This is a genomic window from Pseudomonas sp. Tul2A7, assembly GCF_054790505.1.
The window spans coordinates 3,374,607-3,390,388 of record NZ_CP186499.1 but is presented as its reverse complement, the minus strand read 5'-3'; the positions used below and the strand labels follow the sequence as shown (position 1 = coordinate 3,390,388).

Annotated in this window: 8 protein-coding genes; 2 read left to right on the top strand and 6 right to left on the bottom strand. The window is 59.9% G+C overall.

Features of this window, described 5'->3' with window-relative positions:
- Positions 1–272 precede the first annotated feature (272 nt).
- A complete protein-coding gene (locus ACOYXJ_RS15320; protein WP_460370238.1) occupies positions 273–3,419 on the top strand; it encodes a transglycosylase domain-containing protein in 3,147 nt (1,048 codons plus the stop codon).
- 193 nt (positions 3,420–3,612) lie between these two features.
- Complete coding sequence (locus ACOYXJ_RS15315; RefSeq protein WP_460370236.1) at positions 3,613–8,754, top strand: dermonecrotic toxin domain-containing protein; 5,142 nt, start codon at positions 3,613–3,615, stop codon at positions 8,752–8,754.
- A gap of 42 nt (positions 8,755–8,796) precedes the next feature.
- On the opposite strand, the gene ACOYXJ_RS15310 is transcribed toward ACOYXJ_RS15315, so the two are convergent.
- The 6 genes from ACOYXJ_RS15310 to ACOYXJ_RS15285 all read right to left on the bottom strand — a co-directional run bounded on the left by ACOYXJ_RS15310 (position 8,797) and on the right by ACOYXJ_RS15285 (position 15,747).
- Positions 8,797–10,038 (bottom strand): hypothetical protein, encoded by a 1,242-nt coding sequence (locus tag ACOYXJ_RS15310; protein ID WP_460370234.1) that lies wholly within the window; start codon positions 10,036–10,038, stop codon positions 8,797–8,799.
- 46 nt (positions 10,039–10,084) lie between these two features.
- Positions 10,085–10,585, bottom strand: a complete 501-nt coding sequence (locus ACOYXJ_RS15305) for a fimbrial assembly protein (RefSeq protein ID WP_095122434.1) — start codon at positions 10,583–10,585, stop codon at positions 10,085–10,087.
- 34 nt (positions 10,586–10,619) lie between these two features.
- Positions 10,620–11,363: a p pilus assembly chaperone gene (locus ACOYXJ_RS15300; protein WP_016987550.1), complete on the bottom strand. Its 744-nt coding sequence runs from the start codon at positions 11,361–11,363 to the stop codon at positions 10,620–10,622.
- A 46-nt stretch (positions 11,364–11,409) separates the two neighbouring features.
- The gene (locus tag ACOYXJ_RS15295) at positions 11,410–12,624 is read right to left on the bottom strand and encodes a hypothetical protein (protein WP_460370231.1); all 1,215 of its coding nucleotides are present in this window, start codon (positions 12,622–12,624) and stop codon (positions 11,410–11,412) included.
- A 4-nt stretch (positions 12,625–12,628) separates the two neighbouring features.
- Positions 12,629–15,151, bottom strand: a complete 2,523-nt coding sequence (locus ACOYXJ_RS15290; protein WP_460370229.1) for a TcfC E-set like domain-containing protein — start codon at positions 15,149–15,151, stop codon at positions 12,629–12,631.
- Positions 15,152–15,255: 104 nt separating this feature from the next.
- A complete protein-coding gene (locus ACOYXJ_RS15285) occupies positions 15,256–15,747 on the bottom strand; it encodes a CS1 type fimbrial major subunit (RefSeq protein WP_016987547.1) in 492 nt (163 codons plus the stop codon).
- Between the last annotated feature and the right edge of the window lie 35 nt (positions 15,748–15,782).

Sequence of the window (15,782 nt, the reverse complement as noted above, 5' to 3'; positions counted from 1 at the left end):
AAATTGAACGCCGAGTTAACACCAAAACATTCAACAGCCAAAGTTCTCGAGTACTACCAGACTTTAGCAACTTGAATTTATAAAAATAACCGTCGCCAAAAAGTTACACGTGTGTGTTTTTGATGCGAAGTCTCTCGACCCGCCCACATCGCATCGCATGTTCCGTGCCGTACCTCTACGCCGGCCGCGACCGCACATTTTTTTCACCAGCGCCAACCACCGTCTAAGCTTCAGACAGATCCGATCAATCTGCGTAAATGGATCAATCGACTATGGGCGCTTTGTGGCAAACCGATTCGAGTAAAGCCGTGGTTCCGACTGAACGTGTGGATGATCAAGCGCCTGTCCCTGAAAAACCCCGCCGCAGCCGGCACGGGTGGAAGGCTTTCTGGTTATTGTTGCTGATTATCGCAATCGTGGTAGGGCTGGCGGCTGCCAAGGAGATGCGTACCTCTCGTTTCCAGTCCCGTGAACTCAGCCAGTATGCGGCGTCCCTGACTTACAAGCTTGAGCCGGGGCCCAGCGAAGCGATCCGTTATCCGGGCAACGGGCCGTTCGATATGCGTCTGGGTTACAGCGCTCTCGATGAATTTTTGCCGCGTCTGCTCAAGCGCAACTATGTCGTGACCCAACAGACGCGTTTTTCGCCCGCCCTGCTCAGCTACACCGACAAGGGCCTGTTCGTGCCCTATTCGGAGAAGATCCAGGCCGGACTGTCGATCACCGATTGCCGCGCCGCACCGCTGTACAAGTACAACTATCCGCAACAACTGTATTCGAATTTCGCGGCCATCCCGCCGGTGGTGGTCAGCAGCCTGCTGTTCATCGAAAACCGTTTTTTGCTCGACACCAAACAGCCGTTGGCCAACCCGGCCGTGGACTGGCCGCGGTTCGGCATGGCTGCGTGGTCGCAAGTGGCCAAGGTGCTGCGCCTGCCGGGGCAGTCGGCCGGCGGCAGTACTCTGGCGACACAACTGGAGAAATATCGGCATTCACCGGATGGCCTGACCGTGTCCGGTGCCGAGAAGATTCGCCAGATGATTTCCGCCAGCGTTCGCGCTTATCAACCTGGCCCGCAAACCCTCGGTGCACGGCAAAACATCATTCGTGACTACCTCAACAGCGTGCCGCTGTCGGCAGTGCCGGGTCACGGTGAAGTGCATGGCATGGCCGAAGGCTTGCGCGTCTGGTACGGCACCGACTTCAGTAAGGCCAACGAACAACTGAACAGCCCGGCGAGCGACCCGAAAACCATGGCGGAGAAAGGCCTGGCCCTGCGCGAAATGCTCTCGCTGATGATCGCCCAGCGTCGGCCGTCGCATTACCTGACCAAGGGCCGCGAAGAACTCGCCGACCTCACCGACAGCCACTTGCGCCTGCTCAAGCAGAACGGCGTGATCGACACAGCCCTCGCCGATGCCGCCCTGGCCAGCACCGTCAGCTATCGCGACTGGCAGACCCAGCCGACCCTCCAGCCGATTGAAACCAACAAAGGCATCAGTGTTGCCCGCAGTCGTCTGGCAAGCATGCTCAACCGCCCGCTGTACGACCTCGATCGCCTCGATCTTTCGGCCACCAGCACCCTGCAAGGTGACCTGCAAACCCAAGCCACCGCCTACCTGAAAAAACTCGCCGACCCGGCCTACGCTGGCGAAATCGGTCTGCTCGGTGAACGCCTGCTGACACCCACCAGCACCACTCAGGTCCGTTACAGCTTCACCCTGTTCGAACTGACCCCGGATGGCTCGCGCGTGCGGGTGCAGACCGACAGCACCGACCAGCCCTTCGATATCAACGAAGGCAGCAAGCTCGAACTGGGCTCCACGGCAAAGATGCGCGTGCTCACCACTTACCTGCAAATCATCGCCGAACTGCACGACAAGTACGCCGCCATGAGCGTGCCGGAACTGAAAAAAGTCGATGTACCGGATCAGGACCGCCTCAGCCAATGGGTCATCGATTACCTGATCCAGAACAAGGATCACGACCTGTCGAAGATGCTCGGCGCCGCACTGGACCGCAAATACTCGGCCAGCCCCGGCGAGGCGTTTTTTACCGGCGGCGGGCTGCACGTATTCCACAACTTTCGCAAGGAAGACAACGGCCGCCTGCCGACCCTGCGTGATGCCCTGCGTGAGTCGATCAACCTGCCGTTCATTCGCCTGATGCGCGATGTCGTGCGCTACGTCACCTATTCCGGCCCCAACAGCAGCGCCGAACTGCTCAAGGACGACCGCGACCCGCGGCGTCAGGAATACCTGGCGAATTTCGCCGACCGCGAAGGCACCTCATTCCTGCTCAAATTCTGGAAAAAGTACAAAAACAAAGACACCCAGGCGCGTCTCGAAACCTTCCTCGACAGCATGCGCCCGACGCCGATCCGCATGGCCGCCGTACACCGCTACCTGCTGCCCAATGCCAGCCAGGAAGACTTCAACAGTTTCGTGCGCTCGCACCTCAAAGGCGCCAAGCTCACCGAGAAGCTGACCGACGACCGCCTGATCAGGCTCTACGACGCCTATGGCCCGGGTACCTACGACTTGCCGGATCAGGGCTTCATCGCCAAGGTGCACCCGCTCGACCTGTGGCTGATGGGCTATCTGCTGAGCAACCCGGACGCGACGTTCACGCAGATCGTCAAGGCCAGTCACTTCGAACGTCAGGAAGTCTACAGCTGGCTGTTCAAGAGCAAACACAAGGGTGCTCGCGACAGCCGCATCCGCACCATGCTCGAGATCGAGGCATTTCTGGAAATCCATCAGCGCTGGCAGCAAGTCGGCTACCCGTTCGATCATCTGGTGCCTTCGCTGGCCACCGCCATCGGCAGCTCCGGCGACCGTCCGGCCGCACTCGCCGAGCTGATCGGCACCCTCCTCAACGACGGCGTGCGCATGCCGACCCTGCGTATCGACAGCCTGCACTTCGCTGCCGACACACCGTACGAAACCCGTCTGGTGAATGACCCGCATGTCGGCAAACGGGTAATGCCATCGGCAGTCGCCAATGCCATGCGCGAAGCACTGTCGCAGGTGGTGGACGCCGGTACGGCGAAACGTGTTTCCGGCAGTTTCAAACTGGCCGATGGCAGTCCGCTGGCCATGGGTGGCAAGACCGGCACCGGCGATAACCGGATCGAAGCAATCGGTTCGGGTGGACGTATCCTCAGTTCGAAGTCGATCAACCGCACCGCGACCTTTGTGTTCTACATCGGCGATCACCATTTCGGCACCCTCACCGCGTTCGTTCCGGGACGCTCGGCGGAGAACTTCAAATTCACCTCGGCCCTGCCGGTGCAGGTGCTCAAGGGCATGGCGCCGATTCTGACGCCTTACCTGCAACCGGGCAGCGACTCGCAATGCCGTCCGGTGGAGGCACCCCGCGTCGCCATGACCGGCCCGTTGCAGCCGTTAGCGAGGTAACAATTCGTGTCAGGCATTTCTGATTCAGCGTGACGTTTTTTCTCGCTCGCGGGTGGTATCCATGTATTTTTCAGATTCGAATTTTCGTCGGGTTAGCGCCCCGTAGCGCCATTTGCCCGCTGATCTTTGAACTTTTGTTTTACCCCCTCGCAGGTAGGCTGATCATTCCTTCAACAATCAAGGATGATTGGCCATGTCTGATTCCCCCGTGCCTGCAGCAACACCGGACAAAGGGCGGCACTACGACTTTATCGCCAGCGCAGTCGATGACAATTTCAAGACCGCCACGATCACTCGAGTCGAGGCACTGGCGGCGACGCCACTGAACGCCCAAGCCTGGTACACCAACGCACCAACTGCCTATCTGGAAAAACTCAGAGTCGCCAATATCAAAGCCTGGGGTTCTCAGAACGAGGTCGACCGCTTGCTGGCCAGGATCGACCTGACCGCCTTCGCCACTCCACTGCTGCAGGCCAGGCTCAAGGAACGCTACGGCATTGAATTGACCAGCGACACCGACAGCGATAGCGACATCGAGCGAACGTGGCTGCACCTGTACATGCCAAAAAGCAATCCCTGGTATGCGTTCAACCTCTCCGACGGTGGCACCGCCCGGCAGGTATCGCTGCTGCAAGCTGCCCTGCACAACTTCGCCAGCAACGAGCAGGTCGCGGACGGTTCGGACTTCATCAGCAAACCCGATAAAATCGGCAACTTTGATGTGCTGCCGATCAGACAGACGATGAGCATCCGTCAGTTCCAGACGCTGTGCCGGGAACTGGACATCGGCGCACAGTACAAAAAGCACCTCGAAAGCTACCTGCTGCCTGATGAACCGGTCGCGAAGGCGGTGCTGCAACACAAAGTGACGCAAAGCCAGAAAGATGCCCTGGCGGTCGCCGCGCACATTGCGTTGCTCACCCACGACATCGAGTACGACGCCTACAAAACGCTGCTCGCGCTGGCCGAGGGGCAGACCCGGCTGATGCTCAACGGCCGACGGCAGCAATGCTGCGACCTGTCGATGCTCGGTACGCGCCTGACCGGCATCCTGCTGCTGATCCCGGCGGTGCGCGACAGCCGCGGGATCAATCGATTGATTGCCTACCTGCCCAACGACCCCGATCATCCGCTCAAGGAATATCCGTCGCCGCAGGCTTTCCAGGCCGAGCTGGCGCGCCAGTTGCGCGAAAACAAAGTCAGCGCCGTGACCAGGCAAAGCTACCAACAGTACTTCAGCCAGTTTGTCGACCAGCAGCAGCGCGGACACTTTTTTGCCGAACTTGAACAACGCCTGTTTATCGTCAGGTATCACCAAAAAGAGTATCCCGACGACAGCCGCCCGGCATGGCGCAAGGACGATGTAGCCAAACCGCAACTGCAGTTGCAGCACGTGCCGCTGGCACCCGACTACTGGCCACACGCCTACCAGAAGAAACTCGACAAGATCCTCAACGATGCCCGCGAACTGGCCGTGTCCACCGCCGATGCCGACAGCAAGGCGCGCTGGGCCTGGTGGGACAACTTCAAGAAGATCGTCTCGGACATCTTCAATGCCGCACTGTTGATCGCCACACCGTTCGTGCCGGGGCTGGGCGACTTGATGATGGTTTACACGGCTTACCAGATCACCACCGACGTCATCGAAGGGTTGGTCGATCTCGCGCAGGGGCTCTGGCAGGAGATGGGCGAACACATCATCAGTGTGGTCACCAACGTCATTCAACTGGCGGCATTCGGCGCCGGCAGCCAGATCGGCGACGCTTTCAAGTTGAAGCTGTCACCGCTGGTCGAAGGCATGAAACCGGTGAAACTGCCCAATGGCAAACCGGCGCTGTGGCACCCGGATCTGGCGCCTTACGAACAAACGAAACTGATGCTGCCGGCCGCTTCGAAACCCGACGGGCATGGCCTGCATCAGATGGGCCGCGAAACCCTGCTGCCATTGGAAGGCAAACTCTACAGCGTCGAAAAAGCCTCGACACAACCGACCTCGAAAACGCACCGGATCAAACACCCGTCACGCCCCAACGCCTACCGGCCGAAGATCGAGCACAACGAGCATGGTGCCTGGCTGCACGAAGCCGAAAGTCCGCACGACTGGGCGGATCAGACCCTGATGCAGCGCCTGGGCCACAACGTCGAACGGTTCACGCCCACTGAGCTTGAGCAGATCCGCATCAGCAGCGGCACCGCCACCGATGCGTTGCGCCAGATGCATGACCACAACAGCCCGCCGCCACCCTTGCTGGCCGACACCATCAAGCGCTTTGGCACGTATGACGACGTCCAGCTATCAAGCACCCACATTCGCGACGGCCAGCCGCTCGCCCTCGACGCCGTCTGGTTTGAACCCATTACCACCGGCTTGCCCGGATGGCCTCGCGAACGGGCGTTGCGGGTGTATGAGCATGCCGATTTGCGCGGGTATTCACGCCAATACGGCAATCCCGCTGCGACAGAGGCGAACACCCTGAACATCAGCCACGCAGCGCTTAACAACGGCGAATTGCCCGAACGCCTCGCAGGCTTTCTCGATGATGCCGAGTGCAAGGCCCTGCTCGGTCGTGACGTGGCGTCTGCGCAACGTCCCCAGGCCCTGCGCGATCTTTTGGCCGAGGCGGTGCTGGCCCGTCGGGGCGAGGTGGCCGAGCGCCTGTACCAGGCTGGCGAGCGGTCGAACAAGGCCGATATCCGCGTGGTGCAACAGACATTTCCTCAAATGCCGCTGACGCTGGCGGAAAAACTACTGACCCAGGCCAGCCCCGCTGAAGTGCAGCGTATCGTCGATGACAACCGCTTGCCGCTGCGGATCAAGGCACAAGCCCGGGAACTGAATTTCGAAGCCTCCACTGCTCGTGCCTATGAGGGTTTTTATCGCGACGACAGCGTGGTGCCCGACACCGAACGGCTGACACTCAACGCACTCAAGGTGCACACCGATACCTTTGCCGATCTGCGCATTGAAGTGCGCGATGGCGTCCATGATGGTCCGTTGCGTTGCAGCGCGGGGGCGGATGACGCCACCCTTGTGCGGCGGCTCGTCCGCAATGAGCACGGCCAGTACGAGGTGCTGGATGGCAACAACCGCGCCCTCCATGAACCCAGTGATTTTTATCAGGCCACGCTCGATGCCCTGCCCGAGGGCAAACGCACGGCACTGGGCGAAAAAGGCGCCGATGCTGGCCGGTTCAAGTCGTGGATCATGGAAACCACCGCAGCGCCGAGCGAGCGCAGAACCTTGTTGGCCGAACCGCCCATTCGCCGGGTAGCGACAGTTGAAACAGAAACCCTGGTGCGCGGCTGGCCGACCTTCTTTGGTGAGCTTACGCCAGAGCAGAGGATCAAAAAGCTGTACCCGAAGATGAACGAAAGGGAGGTCGAGACGTTCATCAAGGTGCTCAAGCGCAACGGCGGTCACGAAGAGGCCATCCAGCGACTGGAGAACGATCGCAAGGCACTGAAAGACATCTTGCAGCGGTGGCGTGACAGCTATCGTCAGGACACCGACAGTTATGGAGAAACCATTCCAGGACCACCCGGTGAATACCTGCACAATGGCGGAAGGTATCTCGAGGAGCGCTTGCTCCAGTGTTTCGAACGCCAAAGCGAGATATTCGGTGAACGCCGCAACCACCCGGAACAGGGCTACGCCCTGGACCTGTCCGACGACTTTTCCGGCCCCAACCTTGAAAAATGGTGGCGGGCGCTGCGCCAGCAACCGGGCATCGACCTGCACCTGGCCCGGATCAGAGCCCTGAACCTCGACAACGCAAACTTTTCCAAAGCCGCCGATGGCTTGCTGAGCAGCTTCCCGCATCTGAATCAACTGAGCGCTCGCCAGTGCGGCCTGACCCAGGTGATACCGGCGATTGGCAGGATGCGTCAGCTTCGGGAGCTGGATCTGGCCGATAACAAAATCAGCCTGACCAGCCCTTCCGATGAGCCGTTCAGTGAGCTGACACAGCTGCAAACATTGAACCTGAACGGCAACCCCTTGCGCTATCCACCCGATATCGGGCGGATGGATCGGTTGAATGAGCTGAGTCTGGCCAACACCGATATCCAGACCTGGCCCCAAGGTCTGTTCAAGGTCGGTGATATGGACACACCGCGTCTGCGCAGTTTCATGCTCGACATGCGCCAGGCGCCGATCAATACCCTGCCGCAGGTCACGCCCGGCTCCGACCAGGCGTTCATCCTCAGCCGGGCGCGATTCGATCCGGGCAGGCTTGCCCCTCTCGACCGGATCCGTTACGGCGACTACCGTGAGTCCACGGGTTTGACCGCGCAGCAAGTGCTATCACCCGCAGCCGGCAATGAGCTTTCCTATTGGCGAGATCTGCCCAAAGACCATGGGTTCAGCCCCTCGGCGCAACTCGCAAAGTACCGCGAGGAGTCCTGGCATGACGTGTGGGCAGAGCCCGGCTCCGAAGGTTTTTTTGCTGTGATCGCCTACCAGAAAAACAACGGGTTCTACCAGAACGCAGCGTCACGTCCCTACCTGACCAGGCGGGTCTGGGAAATGATCGATGCAGTCGCCGTTGATTCGCGACTGCGCGCAAAACTGTTCAGCGAAATCACCTCGCCACAAGACATCAACAATGCCGGCGCCCAGCTTTTCAACGCCATGGGCATCGATGTGTTGGTGGCCAAAGCCTACGCCGAGTCGCCATCGGTCGAGGTGCTGGACGACAAACTGGTCCGGTTGGCCCATGGCGCTGCGCGTCTTGACCGAATGAGCGATCTGGCCAACGAGGAAGTCAGCCGCCAGGCACAAAGAACCCGGCTGGACCCGACGCAACCGCCACCGCATGAAATGGACGTGCATATCGCATTCGAGACAGGACTGGCCGAACGCCTGGAATTGCCCTGGCATGCCGAAAGCATTCCATTTCAACCGGCCTCGGGTGTCAGCAAAAAGACCATCGATGCTGCCTACGACGCAATCATCAAACGTGAAGCCGGCGATGGATTGGTCAACGGCATGATCGACTTGTACGGCGATGCCTTCTGGGAGCGTCATTTGCGCAACACCCACCCGGATCGTTACGCGACAAACGACCTGCATGCCGCGCACAAGATCAGTCTGCTCGATGAATTGCGCCAGGCGCAGGCGCAATGGGTCGACGAAAGTGATCTGTCGCGCCTGAACCCGCTCGCCCGCCGAATAATGCTTCTGGCAGATCAATTGCAGCTCGACCACGTTGAGGTCTTCAGCGGGGAAAAAATGAGCCAGGCCCGTTACGACAGACTGGTGAAGGACATCGGTTATGCCCGCAACGACTTATCCCGACAATTGACCCGCCAGGCGCTGAGCCGGGCCGGACTCTGAAGCTCGAACCAGGCCAGCCCCTTTCCCGGGGGGCTGGTGACCTCAGCCCACCTCCGAATCCCAGATCACCATGACGTTGCCCGAATAGCGGCGCGATGTTCCCTCCTTGATCATTTCATCCACCGCGTCACGGGCCACCTCGAAATGCAGCGTGCCGACCTTGCGATCCAGATAGAACCCGGGCTGAAACAACTCGGTGCCACTGCCATCGCGCAGCAACCGGCGGCGATTGACCGGCTGCCCTGCGCCATCGGTCAACCCGTTGGGCAGGCTGACGCTGACTTCCAGCGGTGCCTCATGGCCGGCGTTCGCTTCCCACAGCGCGCAGTTGTTGCCCATGACGTACTGGCATTCGATGCTCATCTTGAAGCGGCTCGATGCCGAAATCGTGAACGTCTGATCGCGCATCAGCCGGGTCGGCTTGCGCCCCTGGTTCAGCCAGGATTGCCAGCCCCCGAGCGGCTCCAGCACCACGCGGTTGCCGCCGGGAGGAATATCGACCTTCATGGTGTGCGTGACCTTCAGATTGAAATTGAGGGTCAGCATCGAGTCGGACGGAATCATCACATCGCCCATGTCGAAATCCATGTTCGGGCCGACGGTGTAGGTGATGGAACCGGTGTAGTCGCCTGCATCCATCTTCAGCGGATCCGGTGTGCGCAGTTCGTAGGCGTAGACGAAATACTGATAGTTCATGCCAACAGGAATATCGAACAATGCCTTTTTGGCGCAGGTACCCGCCCCCTCCGGAACTCTCCAGAAGCTGTTGTAACCATGGTGGCCCGCCGTAACGGTACCGACCCCCAGGCACGGTGGCGGAGCATAAACCCAGGCGCCACCCTCCCACAGGTCATCCCACCAGCCGCCTCCGGTCAATTCACCGACCGACAACGGGAACCCGGCTTCGTGACCAATACCGGCAATTCTCACCTCGACAATGTGTGTATCACCGGAAGCGTTCGTCACCGAAACCGTGCTCCAGTTGGACGGCACTTTGGCCATGCCGCCCCGACGCGGATCAGCATGATTGGCCTGAATCGGTGCATTGGCCGCGAACGGAATACGCGCGATCAGGCTGAACAGACCAATCGGCTCACAAGCGCTCGGCACTTGGCGACAAAATCCCTCGGACTGTGTCTGATTCTTGAACTGATTCTTTTGCGGATTGGCAAAGTCAGGCTCGAAGGTCGCGTCAATGTTGTGCACTTCGGCCGCTGCCGCGACGCTGAACAACGTCAGCAAACCAATCCAAGCCCGGATGCCCGGGGCGCTAAAAAAACTCAAGGGCGTTCTCCAAAAATATACCAATACCAGCGCTACACGCGCCGGTTCACTCGCCCGGCGCTCGGGCACTGAACAGCAGCAGCACGTTGCCGGCGTAATCACCGGCGCGGTAACCGCCCTCCGGTCTGATCGGGTCGATTTGCAACAACACCCGACTGCCCGCGGCGGCTTCGGCCTGCGACACCACCTGGCGCGGCGCCATCTCGGCGCTCAACTCCACTTCGTTGAAGGTCACGCGCAGTCTGATATCGTCCGCCGGCCGACCGTTCGAAAGGTAGGGCGCGGACTCCAGGCGCGCCTCAATCGCACCGGTGTCGTGGCGCACGTCGAAGTATTTGCGCACACTGCTCAGGCTTGAGGTCGGATGGTTCCAGTGGAGCTGCTGCGGCCGGTGAATCCAGTCCGGCTCCGCCGGAATGATGTAGAACGCTCGGCTGGGGACGTTCAGTGTCACTTCGAAGGTGTGTTCTTCCCGAGCCGCCCAGGCCGCGTCGCTGGTCAAAGCCGCCGCGGCAATCAGCGCGACGACGGTGCATTGCTTGATCATGTTGGTTACCCGTAGCGTTCAATGAAAAGCAGACCTAGCGGCTGCTGACCGTCAGGTTCTTCTTCTCGCTGCCCTCGATCAGAAAGAAGCGGTACGCACGGCCCTTCTCCTTATCGAAAGCGAAGGTTTTGCCCGCCAGCACATGGTGTTTGGTGGTCGCGCCGCAGTCGGTTTCGTTACTCAGCGAACAGCTTTTGAACTCGTCGACGATCACCACGGTATTGCCGTCATTGCGCAGTTCGTAGCGACTGGCGGTTTCATTGATCGCCGTGGCGAAGCGTGCTTCCTTGGGGCGGACAAAGAACACCGTGCCAAAACCGGTCATCACGTTGACCCCGGCCGTCAGTGCCTTTTTGTAGTCTTCACGCTCTTCCTGGCTGACTGCGAACTCGTCTTCTTTTTCCGGCACCACCGGCACGAACCGCACGCGGAAGTAACGCTCGCGATCGCGTTCGCCCATGTACAGCAAGCGGGTGCCCTGCATTCCCTGAGCCGGCACGATCAGCCGCGCCGGACTGGCCATCAAGCCGTTGCGCGAGGCGCCGTCGGCAGCGTTCTGAACCGGGATTTCCGTCGGTGTGCCGTCGGCACCGTAGACAATCTCCAGCACGTTGACCTTGACGAACGCAGTGGCGTCACCGCTGTTGAACACCCGTTTCAGGTAGGTACTTTTATCGGCATCCAGATAGTCGTACACCGTACCGACATTGATCTGCGGCCCGGCCTGCGCCGTCAGGCAAAACACGCTGAGCACGCCCAGCAAAAAACCACGGTTCATCGTCTTCAACTCCATGAAAAAAGGAAAAAGGCCCCGGCCTGCACGTTCACACGTCCGAGTCCCAGATAACGGTGATATTGCCGCTGAGCGTGTCGGTGAAACCCGGCCGCAAAAGAAAGTCGATGGCATCCCTGGGCATCTCGAAACGCAATGAGCCGGCCTTGCGGTCCACATAAAAACCCGGTTGAAAAGGACCGACCCACGTGTTGTAAAGCAGCTTGAGCTGACTCACCGTGCGCCCCATGGGCCCATCGATGCCGGCGGGCAGCGTGAGATAGGTTTCCACCTCGGTGACATTGCCTCTGGGGCTGCGCAATTTGCAGCGCGTACCGCCCGTGGAGTCGCACAGGATCATGACCTTGAAGCGCGACGAGGCGGAGATGTAGAACAGTTGATCGCGAAAGATGCGTGTCGGCGGACGGCCATTGTCGACCCAGCGCATCCAGCCGCCCTCGGGTTCGAGCAGCACTTTGTTGCCGCCCGGTGGCAGATCGACCTTGAGGGTGTGCTGCACGTCGAGCACGAAATCCAGATTCAGGCTGCCATCGTCCGGCGCCATCAACGGCCCCAGATCGAAATCGCCGCCGTTGCCGATGGAATACGCCAGCGAACCGGTGTAAAGGCCCGATGACATGCCTAACGGATTGGGCGTGCGCAACTCGTAGGCGAAATCCAGATTGTTGAAGTACATCGATGGAATGGTGAACGCGGCAATCTTGGTGCAGGCCGTTTCCACCGGCGTTTTCCAGAAAAACCGGTAGTAATTGGGCGCAAAGAAACCGACACCGCTATAGATACAGGGAGCAGGAGCATAGACCCAGCTGCTGCCGGTCCAGAGTTTCTGATGGCCTTCAAGCGGGTCGCTCACGCCCACCAGATTGGCCGCGGTGTCGCTCAACACAAATGTCGAACCGATGCCGATGATGCGGATTTCGACGGTTTCGGTTTCCTGCGTCTCGGCATTGGTCACCGTCAGCTGCCGCCAATTGGCCGGTGCCTTGACCGTCACAGCATCACCGGGCTGGAGACTGCGGGTGGACTCGAAACGAATCGGAAATTGAATACTGAACATGCGGTTATCGGCGCACTCGCTCGGGGCAGCCTCGCAATACCCGCTGCTCGGCGTTTGGTTGATAAACACGTTTTTGCTCGGCTGCGACGGATCAGGCTGAAACAACGCACGGATCTCCTGGCTCGCCGCCTCGGCGGCCGGCATCGCCAATGCCAGCCAGAGGCCCAGGCCATACGTGGATTTGTTCATCGATTCAACCCGCCTTCTGTGCGGCGGCACTGACGTCAGCCACGGTGTCCGGTGTACAGCGCAGATCGCCGATCATCAGCACATTGTTTTCACTGCGGTACTGGTTGGCATCAAGGCGGAACTGACACAGCAACCGATTATCGCGACGGATTTCGAGGGTCGGCGAACCGGCGTTCATTTCCATCGAAAAGAACCCGTCGACCTCGGTCACGCCACGGCTGGCGTGGTTGATCACGTGATGGCCCTTGAGCGGCTGCTCTGCTTCATCGATCAGTCGACCGAGCACTGTCAGGGTTTTCATCACACGGATCTTGCGATACTCCACCCCGCCTTTGTTCAGGTGATAGCGAGTGCGCGCCGGCTCGATCGTCGCCGCCGGTACGTGATTGCCTTCGAAATCGAAGCTCACCGAGCTGTTCTGATACGCGGTGATCGGGATGAAATTGCGCCCCGGTTTCAACGCCGCGCTGCCGCCGCTGTAATCGTCGGCACGCAAGGCGATATCGTCGATGTCCGACTCAACATCGACGATCATTCCGGCGCCGCGCATTTCGTACTGACTGGTCATCAACATCTGCTGACCGCCGACCACCAGCGTGCTGTCGAGGTTCAGGCCGCCGGTGAAATTGCCGTTGTAGGACGAGCGCTGGATAAAGCCATCGCCATTGACCGAATCGGTGCGGAAATTCGCCAGGCTGGACATGCCGACACCGTAGGTATCGGTCAACGCCGTGACCGAGACGTTTTGCAGGACATGATCCTTGAAGTCCTTGCGCCAGCCGATCGATCCGTTGTTGTCGCGGCTGCCGTCGCGAGCAGTGCGCGAGCCGATGCTGCCGGTAATCTGCTGGCCGGGGGCGCCAAGCGCCATATTGACGCTCAGGTCGACCCCGCGGTTGCGCGCATCGCCACTGCTGTAGCTGCCCGGCCGATCAAACAGTGACAAGCGCCAGCTGGCATCGCTGCCAAACAGTTGGGTGCGTTGGGTCCACCCCAGATCCATGCCCAGGCCTTCGACATTGCCTTCGCTGTGCGACACCCGGGCGTTGAGGGTGTTCTTGCTGTTGATGCGATGGTTGAGCGCCAGCGACGAGTTGCTGGTCTGGCCGATGAACACGTTGCGCGGGCGAACCCGGGTGCCGTCGGGCAAGGTGTCATAGGTGTTGGTGGTATCGAGCCAGCTGCGGTTGTGGCTGATCACCACACTGCCGGATCCGTAGTTGTAGAGGCTTTGCAGATCCAGACCGGTGCCGTAATCCTCGGTCTTGTAGACGTTGGCGTAGAGACTCATGTGATTGGCCAGCGTCCAGTCGATGGACGTACCGTATTGCAGCTTTTCGCGAATCTGGCGCGCCGACAACCCGAGAATCACCCGCGGGTGCAACAAGTAATTGACCGCCGCTCCGGCGGTGGGGCTACCACTGGACTGCGTGTCCCAGTTGCTCAGCAGTTTGCTTTCCTCGCCGGCAAACACGTTGTAGCGCCAGCGCTCGTCGAGGTTGCGCCAGTTACTGGGCTTGTACACCAGCTCCTGGGTGGTCGAGGTGATCTGGCCGTCTTCGATCAGGCGCACCTCCACTTCATAAATACCGCCGGGCAAAGGCCGAGTGTCGAGGGTCTGCAAACCGGCAGGCACCGACTGGGTGTTGATCAACAGACCGTCACGCCAGATCTCCACCGAACCCTGACGGTTGGCAGTGACATAAATCGGATAAACGCTGGGCATCGGGCTGTTGATCGCCAGGCTGTCGGAGCTGCCGTACATGACCCCGACCGCCGTATCCGGGCTGGTGCCGAACGTGCGCGGCTGGCGGGTCAGCCCCTCGGAATTGGGAGTGAAATAGCCCAGGCGAAAAAAACTGCCTTGCAGTTCGCGCTGGGTGTGCAGTTCGTGTACAGCGTGATAAAGCTTGTCGTCCGGCCCGCCAAGACGTGCCAGTTGCAGGTTCAGCGTCTGGCTCCAGTTACCCAGGCTGCTGCTGGCCTCAAGACCAAAGCGTCCGCCCAGATCCTGATCCTGGCCGCCGTTGAGGTTCAGTTGATTGCGCACCATCAAGCCATGGCTGCCACCTTCGGGCTGCTCGTAATAGCGCTTGGCTTCAAGGTCGCGCTCAGCGTTTGCGGTGAGAATCGAAACCAGAGAACTTTCCAGGTTGTAATGCACGGCCAGCACCTGATCCGGACAGGAACCGGTGCAGCTGCCCAGTGGCACGCCGGGCTTGAGATAAGCCGCCCATTTCTCGCGATCAGCGGGGCCGTAGCGGTTTTCGCTGGTGTCGGTGAATTCGAGCAGGGTGATGCGATCATCGCGGGACAACACCACCATGGCCTCGCCCAGGGGCTGATGATCGAGTTCGACCCGAACCGCCAGAGGCACATCGAAGAAGTGCTCCTCGAAATCTGCCGGCAGGCCTTTGGCCTGGGCCAACAGACTGCGCGGCGTAGTACCGGCAGAGTTGGAAGCCACGGCAGCGCTGGCACAAAACAACAGCGCAAGCGCAGCCGCGATGGGTGTCATCGGGAACATGAACTCTCACTCTGATTAGAACGGTGGAAGTCCGCCGGGACAGACTGTGCTGCCCCCGCGGTGAACGCTGACAGAACGTCAGCGTTTGTTGCCGGATCAATCGATCAAGGCGTACCGACCGGTGGAACGGCGTCGAAGGTCAGCGCTACAACACCGGTGTAATCACCCGGCTGAAAGTTGGAACCGATGGCACTGATCTTCAGTGGCGCGCGGAAGTTAACGTCGGACTCAGACTCGCCTACGACTTCCTGAGGGGTGGTGGTGAGGGCTTTGTTGTTGATCGCGACCTGGAGATCAATGCTGTTGGCACCCGAGATCAGTTTTGGCGCACTGTCCACGCTGGCATGGACCGAACCGTTGTTGTTGCGCACATCGAAGAAACCGTTGACTTCGCCCATCCTGCCGGTGGCCGGCTGGTAGCTCATGTCCTGATCCTTGTTGACCAGATCGGGATCGGTCGGCACCACGTAGAAGCCGTTGGTCGGCACGTGAGCGACGATGCTGATCGAGTGAGCGGCTTCACCCGCGGCGAACGCTCCCGAGGAGCCCAGCGCCAAAAGTGCCAAAGGAGCAGCGATTGCGATTTTCTTGAACATCGTTCAGTACCTTGTTTTCTTTATTGAGAAGGAGT

Excerpts from the sequence above, each read along its gene's own strand:
- ACOYXJ_RS15295 (WP_460370231.1), bottom strand. The coding sequence starts at position 12,624 with ATGAACAAATCCACGTATGGCCTGGGCCTCTGGCTGGCATTGGCGATG.
- ACOYXJ_RS15300 (WP_016987550.1), bottom strand. The coding sequence starts at position 11,363 with ATGAACCGTGGTTTTTTGCTGGGCGTGCTCAGCGTGTTTTGCCTGACG.
- ACOYXJ_RS15285 (WP_016987547.1), bottom strand. The coding sequence starts at position 15,747 with ATGTTCAAGAAAATCGCAATCGCTGCTCCTTTGGCACTTTTGGCGCTG.
- ACOYXJ_RS15290 (WP_460370229.1), bottom strand. The coding sequence starts at position 15,151 with ATGTTCCCGATGACACCCATCGCGGCTGCGCTTGCGCTGTTGTTTTGT.
- ACOYXJ_RS15305 (WP_095122434.1), bottom strand. The coding sequence starts at position 10,585 with ATGATCAAGCAATGCACCGTCGTCGCGCTGATTGCCGCGGCGGCTTTG.
- ACOYXJ_RS15320 (WP_460370238.1), top strand. The coding sequence starts at position 273 with ATGGGCGCTTTGTGGCAAACCGATTCGAGTAAAGCCGTGGTTCCGACT.
- ACOYXJ_RS15315 (WP_460370236.1), top strand. The coding sequence starts at position 3,613 with ATGTCTGATTCCCCCGTGCCTGCAGCAACACCGGACAAAGGGCGGCAC.